This is a genomic window from Cognatilysobacter xinjiangensis (assembly GCF_014651995.1).
In the GTDB taxonomy this organism is placed as follows: Bacteria; Pseudomonadota; Gammaproteobacteria; order Xanthomonadales; family Xanthomonadaceae; genus Cognatilysobacter; species Cognatilysobacter xinjiangensis.
This window is the reverse complement of the sequence record NZ_BMXY01000005.1, coordinates 101,595-115,593: the sequence shown is the minus strand read 5'-3', so window position 1 is coordinate 115,593 and position 13,999 is coordinate 101,595. Positions and strand designations below refer to the sequence as shown.

General features: G+C 63.7%; 12 protein-coding genes. 8 read left to right on the top strand and 4 right to left on the bottom strand.

The genetic code is table 11. The features are described from left to right. Window positions 1–67: 67 nt before the first annotated feature. The 4 genes from IE066_RS14180 to IE066_RS14165 form a co-directional block, all read right to left on the bottom strand. Window positions 68–322: a hypothetical protein gene (locus IE066_RS14180; protein WP_189451096.1), complete on the bottom strand. Its 255-nt coding sequence runs from the start codon at window positions 320–322 to the stop codon at window positions 68–70. A 101-nt stretch (window positions 323–423) separates the two neighbouring features. Continuing rightward, a complete protein-coding gene (locus IE066_RS14175; RefSeq protein ID WP_189451094.1) occupies window positions 424–1,287 on the bottom strand; it encodes a TraI domain-containing protein in 864 nt (287 codons plus the stop codon). Further along, window positions 1,274–2,557, bottom strand: coding sequence for an Arm DNA-binding domain-containing protein (locus tag IE066_RS14170; protein ID WP_189451087.1), 1,284 nt, complete (start codon window positions 2,555–2,557; stop codon window positions 1,274–1,276). Before IE066_RS14170 ends, IE066_RS14175 begins: the two co-directional genes overlap by 14 nt. Further along, the gene (locus IE066_RS14165; RefSeq protein WP_189451085.1) at window positions 2,550–2,786 is read right to left on the bottom strand and encodes a hypothetical protein; all 237 of its coding nucleotides are present in this window, start codon (window positions 2,784–2,786) and stop codon (window positions 2,550–2,552) included. Before IE066_RS14165 ends, IE066_RS14170 begins: the two co-directional genes overlap by 8 nt. Window positions 2,787–2,919: 133 nt before the next feature. Between IE066_RS14165 and IE066_RS14160 the strand changes: the two genes are divergently transcribed. The 8 genes from IE066_RS14160 (at window position 2,920) to IE066_RS14125 (ending at window position 13,944) form a co-directional block, all read left to right on the top strand. Next, the gene (locus tag IE066_RS14160) at window positions 2,920–3,150 is read left to right on the top strand and encodes a helix-turn-helix domain-containing protein (protein ID WP_189451083.1); all 231 of its coding nucleotides are present in this window, start codon (window positions 2,920–2,922) and stop codon (window positions 3,148–3,150) included. 471 nt (window positions 3,151–3,621) lie between these two features. Further along, window positions 3,622–4,209: a hypothetical protein gene (locus IE066_RS14155; protein WP_189451082.1), complete on the top strand. Its 588-nt coding sequence runs from the start codon at window positions 3,622–3,624 to the stop codon at window positions 4,207–4,209. Next, the gene (locus tag IE066_RS14150; RefSeq protein WP_189451080.1) at window positions 4,206–4,802 is read left to right on the top strand and encodes a hypothetical protein; all 597 of its coding nucleotides are present in this window, start codon (window positions 4,206–4,208) and stop codon (window positions 4,800–4,802) included. Before IE066_RS14155 ends, IE066_RS14150 begins: the two co-directional genes overlap by 4 nt. Before the next feature lie 149 nt (window positions 4,803–4,951). Beyond that, entirely contained in the window at window positions 4,952–5,392 is a 441-nt protein-coding gene (locus tag IE066_RS14145) for a hypothetical protein (protein ID WP_189451078.1), read from the top strand. 358 nt (window positions 5,393–5,750) lie between these two features. Beyond that, complete coding sequence (locus tag IE066_RS14140; RefSeq protein ID WP_189451076.1) at window positions 5,751–6,821, top strand: helix-turn-helix transcriptional regulator; 1,071 nt, start codon at window positions 5,751–5,753, stop codon at window positions 6,819–6,821. A 96-nt stretch (window positions 6,822–6,917) separates the two neighbouring features. After that, the gene (locus tag IE066_RS14135) at window positions 6,918–10,334 is read left to right on the top strand and encodes a TM0106 family RecB-like putative nuclease (RefSeq protein ID WP_189451074.1); all 3,417 of its coding nucleotides are present in this window, start codon (window positions 6,918–6,920) and stop codon (window positions 10,332–10,334) included. Continuing rightward, the gene (locus IE066_RS14130) at window positions 10,331–12,652 is read left to right on the top strand and encodes an AAA family ATPase (protein ID WP_189451072.1); all 2,322 of its coding nucleotides are present in this window, start codon (window positions 10,331–10,333) and stop codon (window positions 12,650–12,652) included. Before IE066_RS14135 ends, IE066_RS14130 begins: the two co-directional genes overlap by 4 nt. Before the next feature lie 107 nt (window positions 12,653–12,759). Next, on the top strand, window positions 12,760–13,944 hold the full coding sequence (locus IE066_RS14125) for an McrC family protein (protein WP_229790834.1): 1,185 nt from the start codon (window positions 12,760–12,762) through the stop codon (window positions 13,942–13,944). The last annotated feature ends 55 nt before the right edge of the window (window positions 13,945–13,999 follow it).

The window sequence follows — 13,999 nt, the reverse complement described above, 5'->3', positions numbered from 1 at the left end:
CCTGCGTCCGGATGCCGGGCGCCGGGCGGCTCAAGCCACCGGCATCCACGATCGCGGCGCTCTGCCGCTAGCGCAGGCAGAGTCTTCCCAAGCGGACACCCGCGAGCAGCAGAAGGCCGCCGACTGCGCATCCGGCGACGATAGCTTCCTGAAGCGCCGGATCAATCGGCCTGGATGCCCTCAGTACGATTGCCGCAATCAGGAGCAACATTGTTCCGAACCCCAGAAGGTTCAGGAACAACAGCAGGTCCAATGCCGCGCCTTGTCGCGGTGCCAGCCTGCGGCGCAACGACTGTTCTGGCGGCACGTTCGGTTCTTTCATTGTCCTTTTCCCCGCGACTGGCGATACCTGAATTGGTTCAGGCAATTGGATAGCATTCGCATCGGCTAAGACGTGCGCTCACGTCTGCATGGTCCGGTTGGTCAAACACATGGCACCGGTGCCCATGCACGGCCCGCGCGCGATGCGCCGGTATGCCGGGCGCATTCGGCGCTGCGCTGGTCGCACGCGCGAAGTCGCTGGACGAGCGCGTACGGGTAGGACCCGTCCGGCCTCCGCCTGGCTTGTCCACTAAGGAGGACACGCATCGCAAGGGCGCCGTCTTCCCAGGCGTGCTCCAACCTCGAAAGGGCGGGCTCCAAGCGCGTCAGGCCGAGCAGTTCATGTCCCATGGCCGAAGCGGCACGCGTCAACCGCCTTCCGTCATAACTCCATACCTTTCCGATGTCGTGCAGTAGGGCCGCGGCGATGCCCAAGTCGCGCTCGGTGCCGGTCAGTGTTGATTGCGTCGCGATGTCGCAAGCGACCTCGAGTGAATGCACGGCGAGTCCGCCCGGATAGGCATGGTGGTGGGCAATCGAAGCCGGCAGCGTCCAGTACAGGTCATGGACATCGCGCCGGGCAAAAACACTCTCGACGAACCTGCGCAGCGGCGTCGCGCCTATGGCGTCGACCAGGCGGCGCGTTCCCGAAACGATGCCTGCCACGGGGCATAGGCTGTCGGGCAGGTGCCGAAGCACGGCTGCCGAAGCTGCCGGGCAGGCCAGGGTGATGATGGGGCGCGGCATGCCTGGGGTGTGGATGAGTCCAAACGTCTCGGCGACGACCGGCACCACCAGGCGCCAGCGCCACAGCTCGTCGTCGCTGAAAGCCAGCGCTTCCAAATGTTCGCCGTTAACGCCGAGCGTCAGGTCAGTTCCCTCGGCGCCGGTGCTGCCGCGGCTACGGGCGTCGAGCACGACGCCGGTGACCGACGTTACACGCGGGAGGCACTCAGGCATCTGCATGCGGAGCCTCCTGGTGGAGCGTACGCACGAGGCGTTCGAGTTGTGCACGGCTCAGGGCGGCCAAGGACGGTGGCAACACGGCCATGCTGCTTTCGGCTCCTTGTCCCGTCACCAGTCCAGTAAAGGCGCGGCCGTCGTTGCGCGTCAGGTTCGGCACGTACCGGGAGTAGACGCGAAACAACATTTCCGTCGAGGCGTGGCCCAGTACGCGGGCCACCCATTCGGGGTTCTCGCCGGAAGCGAGCATTAGCGTCGCTGCCGTGTGGCGTGTCTGGTAGGGGCGGCGGGGGGCAAGGTCCAGATGTCTAAGGAGCGGTATCCAGACGCGATTGGTGAAGTTGACGAGGCTCAAGGGGCCGCCGCCGGGCGCGGGGAATACCCAACGACACCCGGCGGGCACGAGGCCCTTCTGCTCCAGAAGTGCCGTGCGCACCGTAGGCACCATCGGAACGTCGCGCGCCGAGCCCTCGGTCTTGGTGTCCAGAAGCACCCCGTTGACGATGCTCTGGCGCACGCGAATGACATCGGCGTCGAAATCGACGTGTTTCCACTCAAGCCCGTTGATCTCGCCCGTGCGCAGCCCGGTGAAGAAACGCGTGACGAGATAGGGCCGATAGTCGGGCCGGACGGCCGCGGTGATGCGGCCTACCTCGTCGAGCGTGAAGGGCTGAATGTCCATCTTCGGAACACGCAACGGCTTGATGTTGCGGAACGCGCTATCGATGCCGTAGCGGTCGGCGGCGTCAGCCAGGATCATCCGCAGCGCGGTCATGATGTGGTTCACCCGCGATGGGGAGAGGTCGTCCTTATTCTTTCGCCCGCTCGAGGTCTGGGTACGCGAGCGGAAATCCAGGATTTCGGCCCGGGTGATCGTGTACAGGGGCTGCTCACCGAAGTGCGGCAGCAGGCGCTTCTCGATGATCGCCTGAAGCGTCTGCGCATGACTTGTACGCCACCGGGGCAGGTTTTCGCGGTACCAGGCCTGAGCTGCTTCGGAAAACGTGGGGACCGGTTGCCCGCTGCCGCTCGGTGGCGGCAGGGCGGACTCGGCCTCGGCTGCCCGCTTCGCGCGGGGGCTGTTCGGGAAAAACGCCGCGTAGTCAAAATTGCCAGTGGCGATGGCCTTGTCGATCTTGCGGGCCAGCGCTTCCACCGCCTTCCGGTTAGCCGGCGTGTCATCCAAGGCAGTCTGCTCACGGCAGCGAACGCCGCGAAGGCTGAAATCGATATAGAGGTGCCCGGTTTCAGGGCGGACACGCACCTTAGCCATGTGCCACCCCGCCATTGGCCATCGGGATCAAGGGCGCCTGCCGGGACGAGCAAGCGCCAATGTCGCGCTCGATTGCTTCCCACAGGAACAGCAGCTTGCGGCCGCCGAAGGGCCGGATGTAATGGATGCCCTCGAGAAGGACGCTGTCCTTCAGGCGGTCGCGGATGGTGCGGATGTCGTAGTGGATGCGCTCAGAGAGCTGCTCGGTTGTGAGGTACGTTGCGGTCATTGACGGTCTCTTTGTACGTCTTGGAATGTAGACGCACATAAAAATGTGCATCTGCGTCCAACGTATCAAAAGAGTTGCGCCTGCCAAAAAATTTGTACGAAATGCGCAAAACGTCTTACGTGAGGCCGTGTCCGTGTTGCGCTACAAGCTCAAGGCCCTGATCGCGGACAAGGAATTCGCCGAGCGGCGACGGATCACCATCCAAGAGGTGGCCGAGGCCACGGGCATCACTCGCAATACACTCTCGAAGATGCTCAACCAGCACGGTGCAGGCGTTCGTACGGAGAACCTGGACCGGCTTTGCGGCTATTTCGCGTGCCGGATCGAAGACCTGGTCGAGTACGTGCCGGACGCCACCCGATAAGGCGTGCGTCCGCTTGGCGATGCGCGCAGCACGGCGAAACGGCGCCGCTGAAAAAGCGATTCCGGCGCGATTCGGGATTCGAACGCGGGCCGCCGGTCATGGCTCATCCGCCAAGTGCGACGCTGTCTGTCGCACCACGTCCTACGATCACCCTGTCACAGGGCGCAGCTTTCGACTCGTGTCTACAAGTCCTACTACTGACGCGGGCCCCGGATCAAGCGACACCGATCAGGGCGGCACGTCAGCGTCAGCCCGAGTCTTTCAGGGCTACCAGCCGGCGATGACGACCGCTGCGACCGCGTCGCGATCGAGGCGGTAACGCACGATGCGGGAGCCTCGTGCGTAACTTGCACGCTTGGCCGCGGCTATCGATTCGCAAGATTGCGCCCCGTGCGTAAGGCGAAAAACTCGAGCCCGCATGACGGTTTGGGTGGGCGCTGGCGTGGCTGGCCACTCTTCGAGGTTCACAGGATGCCTTCGACCCGTTTTCCCGAGCATGCCCGGTTTGCTCAGATGCTCCTGCGGTCGTTGGCAGGCGAAGGTAAGTTGCAGGGGCAACCTGACCTGTCGGTCCCCTCGGCTCGCGGCACACTGCAAGACGATTTCTATATCGAGGACGTCTACACACGGGTGCCTGCGGACCGTGCGCTGATCGAACGCCGCCTGCGCAGCGCTGTACCCGGAACAGCCCACAACGTCCGCGTGCTGGAATCGGCGTCCTTCTCATGGACCGATGAGGAGTTCAGGGTCCGCTTCGAGCACGTCCTGAAGCTCGAACCACTTCATACATTGCTCGTGGTCAATGGCGTCCTGAGCTACGAGGATGCGAAAAGTGCGAGCCGCACGCCGCTTTGGGGCTCCCTCGCGTTCTTCCGGTCGGCGAGGCAACGCGACATGGCCTACTTGCGACACCGCCAGTCACGGGCTCAGCGACTCATCAAGAAGGCTACCGACATGATCCTCGCGATCCATCGGGGCGCGGTGAATCCGCCGGCCATTCTTCCGCTTCTCCCTGAGCCGCGCCGAGCGGCACCGTCTAAAAGGTACCGGATCTCATGAGAACGCCCACCTGCCCGGCATGCGAATTGCCGCTTGCTGTGGCCGACACGGCTGCGGTGAAGCGGGGGATCGAACTCGTGTCGGCCAACACGTCGCAGTGGCGCGGCCGGCTAAACGGGAGCACCTGCCTGGTGTGCCCCAAGTGCGACGCATACGCGCTTGGCATCGAAACCCGGATCGGCGTCCCGTTCTACAGCGACGTCCTGTCGGCATTCCTCACGGTTCACGACTGGGACTGGTGGAACGCGGACACGGTCGAGTGCGACTCAAGGACATGGCCAGACTTTGGATGCGTCACGATCTCCGAGTCCGGCGTGCGCGCTGCGGTCGATTACGTTCGCTCCGCCGCACGGCCTGCTCGCGCCCCGGCTGCCGTGGCTCGCCCCCGGCTAGCCGAGATCGCGGGCCTGCCTCCCGGCCGAGAGGTGGAACCGATCTGGCGCGACGAGCTTAGGAAGCTTGAACTCAGGATGGGCAGCCGGTATGCGTATGCGGATCTCGAGGCGGCTGTGGTCTTGTTGCTCGACGTGTTGGCGCGACACCCTTGGCAGCAAACGAGCCTTGACCACGCCATTGCAGATGAGCAGGCCTGACGCCGTGCCTAGACAGGGGCGCGCGAAGGTTAGGGCGAGACCCGCAATTGCGACGGTAAGTTCGCGCGGGCTGTCCAGGCCCAGCGGTCGCGTAGGCGCGGTGCACCGCCTCGTTGTGCATCAGCGGTCGGACGCGAAGGGTAGAACCAATGGATGAGCGAGTAGAACGGCTAAGAACGCCCGAGCACTGCGAAGCCTTCGCGCGTAACGCCCGCAAGCTCGGCCGCGCGGATCTTGCGCTCGAAGCACGGCAGCGCGCCGTGGAACTGCGTGCCGCGGCGTATGGGGCCGCGTCGGTCGCCGAGAAAGAGTGTCTCGAAGCGATCTACGCGTACGAAGACATCCTTTCCGAAAAGCACGGCAGGCGTGTCCGTGCTTCCCGTACATGGCAGATGATCAAGCGCCGCGGAATTATCGCAGCTATCGAGCAGGCTGTAGATCGGTCGGACGGTACCGCCGGCTTCACTGCGCTGAAGGAGGTTGGACTGGACAACTATGCGTTCGAGGCCGTGATTCTGCGTCATCCGCAATTATTCTCGGACAGCGCGGTTGACCGCTCGCGAAAACGTATGGCGCAGTTCGGCGAGTAGATCCGATTGTTCTGGCGACGACGTCACTGACGCGGGTGCCGAAGCATTCAAGGACGCCCTCGACCCCGTTCCCGGGGCTGGGCGGCATCGACAACGAAGTCTTGGGGGCTTGGGCAATCCTCCGCGGTGCATTACTGGATTGCGCAGCAGTTCCGCCCCGCAGCGCTATGCGCCAGACCGACGTGCGGAGATACCGAGATGGCTTCCGACGGCAGCGGAGCACGTAGCCGATGGCCCTTGCGACGGAGCGAAGTCCGTTGCAAGCCTACGCCTGCCGTAGGCTCGGACTCGGAGAATGTCTGCTAGACGTGCGACGTATTCTGTCGCATGGTTTGAGACGCAACCGGGGGGATGCGTCATGGCGGAACGGCAGAAAGGCGGGGGAATGACGCTTGCGCGCCAGTGGGCGATGTTGCGATGCATTCCACGGCATCCGCACCGGGTGACTGTGGGCGAGCTGCGTGAACGGCTCCGGGATCGCGGCTTTCACGTGACCGCCCGGACGATCGAACGCGATCTGCACGGGCTGTCGGACGTATTTCCCCTGATGGCCGACGAGCGCTCGAAGCCCTTCGGCTGGTCATGGACCCCCGGCGCCGCGTTCGAATTCGCGCCGGGCTTCAGCCCGCCCCAAGCGGTGTCGCTGCTGCTGGCACGGACTCACCTGCAGCCTCTACTCCCTAGCTCGATGCACAGCGAGCTGGTGCCGCTCTACGCGATGGCGGAAAGCGCTCTCGAGGACAGCGGCTGGCGCGACTGGCACCTGCGGATGGCAGTCGTGCCAACGACCCAGCAACTGATGCCACCAAAGATCGAAGCCAACACGCTTGCGATCCTGCATGGCGCCCTCGGCCGGCGGCGGTGCCTGGAAGGGTACTACCGTGCCAAAGGTGCACGGACGTCCAAGCCCGTGCTGATTCATCCGCTGGGCCTGCTGGTCCGGGGGGCCGTCCGGTATCTGGTATGCACCCTGTTCGACTACGGAGATATCCGACAGCTGGCGGTGCACCGGCTCACCGATCTTCGCGAAGTCGGAGCGCCCTACCGCGAGCCTGATGGCTTCTGCCTCCAGACCTACGCTAGCCGCAGTGCGACCCGGTACGAGAGCCGGGGGCCAGTGCAACTGGTCGCTCGCTTCCAGCCGGATGCCGCCGAGCACCTGTTTGAAACGCCGCTGTCGAAGGACCAGACGACGCGTGCACTTCCAGACGGGCGGATCGAAGTGTCCGCCGTCGTGGAATGGGACCAGCCCCTGCGTTGGTGGCTCCTGGCCTTTGGCTCACGCGTCGAGGTCATCGAGCCCGCTGAACTGCGCGCAGATCTCTCCCGTGAGCTCTGCGCGGCCGCCGCGGCGTACGCCCACGGTCCGGGAACGGTGCCTGCCGGCGCACCGGCAACGACCGCGATCGAGGCGGCGGAACTCGCATGATCCCGCCTCTCCGACACGGCTTGTCGCACGACCACCTGACATTGACCGCCCCTGCGGCGTTACCGCGGGCGCGCGCAACCGCGTTTGGGGGCACTCATGCGTAAGGTCGGAAACGACGTTATCTATTCGGCGACGGACTTGGTCCGTTTTCTTGGCTGCGAACACCTCAGCGTTTTGGACACCGCGCATCTCGTTACGCCTTTGCCGAAGGGCGAACAGGACGAGATGGACACGCTCATCCAGAACCTCGGCGTGGACCACGAGCGGGCTTATCTGGATTCCTTGCGCGCCCAGGGCCGGTCGATCGCTGACCTGGGCGAGCCGCGGCGCGCGCTGCCGGAACAGGTCGAGGCCACGCTCCAAGCGCTCAGGCAGGGGGCGGATGTCATCTATCAAGCCGCACTGCAGGACGACGTCTTCGCGGGCTATTCGGACTTTCTCGAGCGCGTCGATACGCCGTCCGATCTCGGCCCCTACAGCTACGAGGTCGTCGACACCAAGCTGGCGCACCGATCCAAGGCCGCCTACCTCGTCCAGCTGTGCTTCTACTCGTCCATCCTGGCGATCCTCCAGGGCCGGATGCCGGCCTTCATGCATGTCGTGTTGGGCGACGGCACCCGTGCGAGCTATCGGGTCAGCGACTACATCCGCTACTACCACGCGCTCAAGGCGCGCTTCATCGCCAGTCGGTCTATCAACGCACCCACCTATCCCGTGCCCTGCGACCAATGCGGGCAGTGTCCCTGGGATCACCTCTGTGCGGAACAGTGGGAACGGGACGATCACCTGAGCCGTGTGGCCAACATCCGGATGTCGCAGATACGCAAGCTCAATGCGGCGGGCATCATGACGCTGGAGGCTCTGGCCGGGCTGCCAGAGGGCGCGTCGGTGCCCAGACTCGCCCCCACGACGTTGCAGGTGCTTCGCCACCAGGCGCAGTTGCAATGGCACGAGCGCACGACTGGGCAGAAGCGATGTGACCTGCTGCCCGTGGTGTCGGAGCCGCCCTTGGGGTTCCTGCGGCTTCCGCCGCCGGACGCGCATGATCTTTACTTCGACATGGAAGGCGATCCGCTGGCACCCGGCGGGCTGGAGTACCTCTTCGGCGTCGGCTGGCAAGAACCGACCGGATTCCGCTTCCAACCCTTCTGGGCCCACAGCCGGAGCGAGGAGAAGGCGGCGTTCGAAGCCTTCATGGACTTCGTCACCAGTCATCTCGAGTGCCACCCGAACGCGCACATCTACCACTACGCGGCATATGAGAAGACAGCGATCCGGCGGCTTGCCTCGATGCACGCGACGCGCGAGGCCGAGGTCGACGACCTGCTTCGGCAGAACCGGTTGGTCGACCTCTACAAGGTCGTTCGGGAAGCGATCCGCGTGTCAGAGTCCGGCTACTCGATCAAGAACATCGAGCACTTCTACCGCGATGCACGCTCCGGCGATGTCCAAGAGGCCGGCGCGAGCATCATCTACTACGACCGCTGGCGGCAGACCCGCGACCCCTCACTGCTGACGGCGATCGAGGACTACAACCGCGACGACGTCGATTCGACATGCGGCCTGCATCGCTGGCTGCTGGGCCTGCGTCCCGCGGAGCTCCCATGGCGTGACGTCGGGTCGCCCTCGGAAGCCGGCGAAGTCGCGCCCCAGGCGGCCGACAGCTCTGCCAAGCAGGAAGCCGACGAGTTGCGCGAAGCGTTGCGGCGGCGCATCGAGGGCGACAACGCGCTGCCCGACGGTCCGGAGCGCCGGCTCACGGAGATGACTCTGCACCTGATCGACTTCCACCGGCGCGAGCAGAAGCCGCAGTGGTGGAAGTACTTCGATTGCATGGAGATGGAATCGGAGGAGCTGCTGGAGGATGCCGAGTGCTTGGCGGGCCTGACTCTGGATCCCGATGTCGCGGTTGTCCCGGTCAAGCGATCACGGCTCGTGACTTACCGGTACCCGCCACAGGACACCAAGCTCAGGAGTGGCAGTCGGGCGACACGGCTGGACACCGGAAAGGAGGTCGAGCTCGTTGAGGTCGATCCCGAAACGCGCCGGGCCTGCATCAAGTTCGGGCCTAGCCACGACACGCCGGGCACGTTGAGTCTCGGACCCACCAGCCCCGTGGACACCAAAGGGCTACAAGCAGACGTCTTGAGGTTCGCGCAGAGCATGCGTGCCGGTGACGAGCGCTTCTTTGCCACAAAGCGTGTTCTGGGCAAGCAACTTCCCAAGGTCAACGGCGTCAGCCCGGGCGAGGATCTGGTTCCTGAGCGGCCGAGCGTCGATGACGTGCTTGGCGTCATTCGCAGGCTGGACGCGTCGTACCTGGTGATCCAAGGGCCGCCCGGGGCCGGCAAGACCTACACCGGCTCGCGGGTCATCGCGGGGCTGCTTGCTGCCGGTCACTCCGTCGGTGTCACCTCAAACAGCCACAAGGCGATCCACAACCTTCTCGAGGCGACGGTGGGCGCGGCGCGGGAAAGCGGATTTGTCTTCCGTGGCTTCAAGAAGGCTTCCGGTCAAAGCACCGATAGCCATTTCGATTGCGACTGGTTCCAGAACAGTGCAAAGAAGGAAGACTTCGACCCGGACGAGCACCGCCTGTTTGCCGGCACGGCGTGGGCCTTCGCGGGACTGCCGGAAGACCTCGAACTCGACTACCTGTTCGTCGACGAGGCGGGTCAAGTATCGCTGGGCAACCTCGTGGCGATGGGTACCCGGGCCAGGAATATCGTCCTGCTCGGCGACCAGATGCAACTCGGACAGCCTATCCAGGGTGCCCATCCGGGACGGTCGGGCGAATCGTGCCTGGAGTACCTAATGGACGGCCGGGCAACGATCCCTGCCGCCGAGGGCGTATTCCTACCGCGAACGTGGCGGATGCACCCGGGCGTGTGTCGCTTCATTTCTGAGGCGGTCTACGAAGGTCGCCTGCAGGCCGAGGGCGGCGCGTTGCTGCGGCACGTCATCGGGATGGTCGACGCTCCGACCAGGGGAATCCGCTTCATCCCCGTTCAGCACGAAGGATGTGCCCAGAGTAGCCGCGAGGAAGCTGAGCAGGTCCTCGAAATCTATCGCAGGCTCCTCGACGCCACGATCGTGGATGGCGAATGTGCCGGTCGCCGGCTCACGTGCCAGGACATCCTCGTCGTCAGTCCGTACAACCTGCAGGTGAATCTTCTGAAGGAGGTTCTTCCGGCGGGTGCACGCGTGGGGACGGTGGACAAGTTTCAAGGACAGGAAGCGGCGGCCGTCATCGTCAGCATGGCGACATCCTCAGCCGAAGAGCTGCCACGCGACATCGAGTTCCTTTTCAGCAAGAACCGCTTGAACGTCGCGATTTCGCGGGCCCAATGTCTCGCGTTTGTAGTGGCAAGCCCGGCCCTTTTGAGCGTGCGCTGCGACAGCCCCGAGCAGATGGCCCTGGTCAACCTGCTGTGCTGGGTTGCAGAGTACTCGGAGGAAGACGAAAGGGCGCCTGCCATCGCGAAACTAACTGAGAACCCTCTACAGGTATGAGCGACGTTTCTGACGAAACAACGCAATGGGCTGCGGCCGTTCAGGCCGTAAGCGCATTGGGCGGGCGTGCGAGCATCGACGAGGTCTGGAGCGAACTGAAAAAGACTCGTCCGGATACACCGTTGGGTACTGTGTCCCAAGCGCTGAATAACGCGGCGGTCAACTCACCGCAAAGGACCTCCCAGACATCCGGGCGCGAGCCGCGACGCACCGACAGCGGCAATCGGTACGACAAGTTGCTCAGGATTGGCCGTGGGTCGTCGGCCACATTCGTCCCCTACGATCCTGCGATCCACGGAACGTGGGAGGTTTATCGGGACGAGACCGCCAGGAGCACCCATGGCACGCTCATTCGTAAAGTCGAAGAGCCTCCATTCAATGCCGCATTGGCCATTCGCTATCTCGAACGCCGGTACCCGGGCCCGGCGCGACGTACCACGCACATCGTGGCATTCCGCACGCGTGAGGGCCGGCATCTTGCGGTAGATCCTGGCAAGGAGCCCGAGCGGAAAACGTCCATCCAGTTGTTCGTGGAGACGGTCCCAGCCGGAGTGCTGCCCGGCCGGGTCACCGAGTATCCGCCCGAACGTACGCGCAACCATCATCTCGCAGCCCACGCACCTAGCCTCGCCCGAGGCCACCAGGCCTATGCCGTGCAGGTCCGCTCATGGGAGGAGCTGGACCACCTTTGCGATGGATACGACGGCATAGCCCCGCCGACCAAGCAGCAGTCCAGTTCCTCCACCAAACCCGTTCAGGCGCACCCCGTGAACCAGCCCATCAATCGCATCCTCTTTGGCCCACCCGGAACCGGGAAAACGCACAGGACGGTCGAGGAAGCGCTGCGGATCGTCGATCCGGAATTCCTGGAACGGCACTCGGGGGAGCGCTCAGTATTGAAGGCGCGCTACGACGAGCTTGCCCAGGCAGGCCGCATCCGCTTCGTCACCTTCCATCAAAGCTTCAGCTACGAAGACTTCGTCGAGGGCATCCGGGCCGAAACGGCCGAGGACGACGGGGCGGCTGGAGGCATTCACTACCGCGTCGAGCCAGGCGTTTTCCGTCAGGTCTGCGACGCGGCGCGCAGTCGTACGGTCACGGAGTCCAGCGGAGACCTCGACATCGACGGTCGGCGCGTGTGGAAGATCTCCCTCGGCGACTGGGCGACCGAGGGGCATATCTTCGACGAGTGCATGCAAAAAGGTATCGCGTTGCTCGGATTTGGATACGGGGTGGACCTCTCAGGCGTCAAGTCGCGAGCAGACATCGTCGACCGGTTGCAGCATGCGCAAGGAACGACGTTCGAGTCCACGGACTACACCGTCACGGCACTCGACACGTTTATCCGTCGGGTGAAAGTGGGCGACCTCTTCATTGTGTCGCAAGGCAACCTGAAGTTCCGAGCGATTGGCGAGGTTACCGGGGAGTACGAGTACCGAGACCGCGGCGGCGAAGACACTTACACACAAGCGCGGCCAGTCCGCTGGGTTCGCCGCTACGATCCGGCGCGGCCGTACACGGACTTGATGGAGAACCGCTTCAGCCAGATGACGATCTACGAGCCGAATGCATCGACGATCAACCGCGATCGGCTCAGGGCGCTGCTTGCACCAACCCCGAACCCGGACGCCCCGCCCGAACCGCGAGTGCTAATCATCGACGAGATCAACCGAGGCAATGTCTCGCGGATATTTGGCGAACTGATCACGCTGGTCGAGCCGTCCAAGCGCGACGGCTGCGACGAAGCACTTTCGATCACGCTCCCGTATTCGCGCGAACGCTTCAGTGTTCCGCGCAACGTGCACATTATCGCGACCATGAATACTGCCGACCGCTCGTTGGCAGGAATGGACGTCGCGTTGCGGCGACGGTTCGAGTTCGTGGAAATGATGCCCGACGTGAGCGTCCTCGACTCGATCGACGTCGCCGGCATTCCGATCGCCGACATGCTGAGGGTCATGAATCGACGTATCGAGGCGCTGCTTGGCCGCGACTACGTACTCGGGCACGCCTACTTCCTCGGATTGAAGGCAGACCCCTCAGTCGAGATGCTCGAGGCGGTATTCCGCTTGAAGGTTCTACCGCTTCTTCAAGAGTATTTTTTCGCCGACTGGCAGCGCATCGCGTGGGTGCTCAACGATCATCGCAAGCCTGCGCATCTCCGGTTCATCCGGGCTACGCAAGGTGCCATTCAAGATCTGTTCGGTAGCGACGTGGAGCTGCCAACCGAAAGCCGGCTGTGGGAGATCAACGACGCCGCATTCGGCGACCCGGCGGCCTATAAGGCCATTATTGAAGTCTCCAGCGAGCCCGCGTGAGACTTGTAACTGTCCGTGAGCACGCCCGGCTTGCCACCGGCGACGTGCCTCCAGAGGCTGGGTTGGATGCCGCGAGCATCAGCCAATCCGCATTCGATTGGCTTTGCATGGAAGCACAGCGGCATCGATCGGGGGGTGCTCCCCTCGTCCAAGTTGAAGGGCGAAAGTGGTTGCGTGTTGACAACTACGTTGGCGTCCTTGAAACGCCCTGTGGCACGCGGCTGGAGATCTTGCCTAAGCACACGGCAACAGCTTCTGATGCTGCGACCTCACGCAGGCTACTAATTCGCATGCTGAGACATGCATTGAATCTGCCGGTTCGAACTACGTCCCCGGCGGATCTCGCGACGTTTGATGCTCCTGTCAGTGAATGGGTGATTCAGCAGTTTCTTCGCGAGCTCGTACTTCTGATCCGGCGGGGCATTCGTTCCGAGTACCGGGCAGTCGAGGAAGAGGTTGGGTTTTTGCGCGGTCGGTTGCGGGTGGGCGAGCAGATCAGGCAGCCGGTGTCCCGGCGCCATAGATTCCAGGTCGAGCATCAGGTGTTCGACGTCAACCGGGCAGAAAACCGACTGATCGTCGCAGCGCTGACCAAGGTCGCGAACCAGACGCGAGAGGCCAGCAGCTGGCGGCTCGCGCATGAGCTTGAGCGCCAGCTGATTGATGTGCCCGCCAGCCGAGACGCGCCCGCGGACCTCAGGCGCTGGAGCACAGAGCGGCTGATGAGCCACTACGAGCCGATCCGGCCGTGGTGCGAGCTCATCCTTGGCGATCGGAGCCCGCTATCGGTATTTGGCGAGTGGCGCGGTCGCAGCCTGCTCTTCCCGATGGAGAAGCTCTACGAGCGGTACGTCGAAGCGTGCTTGCGTAGAGCGCTGCCGCGCGAGACTACCCTCCGGGCTCAATCGGCAAGCCAATACCTGTGCACCCACAACGGGCGCCGGCTTTTCCAGTTGCGCCCCGACTTCCTGGTGGAACACGGGAAGTCGGTATCGGTTCTCGACGCCAAGTGGAAGCTACTCGACGCCAACGATGTCGACCGGAACTATGGGCTCAGCCAACCGGACTTCTATCAGCTATTCGCCTATGGCCACAGATATCGAAAGGGCGACGGCGTACTAGTCCTCATATACCCCAAGTGCGAAGCGTTTTCTGAGCCGCACGAGCCATTCGATCTGCAGGATGGCGTCGTCCTATATGCCTGCCCGTTCGACCTCGAACGCGGATGCCTGCTTTCGCATCCGGCAGTCGCCACGTTTGGGCCCGGGCGGGGAGCTTCCGACCAGCACTAGTCGATTCCGCAGAGAGCAGCGCATCGCGGGTGCTGTGTTCGATTGGGGGCATCAA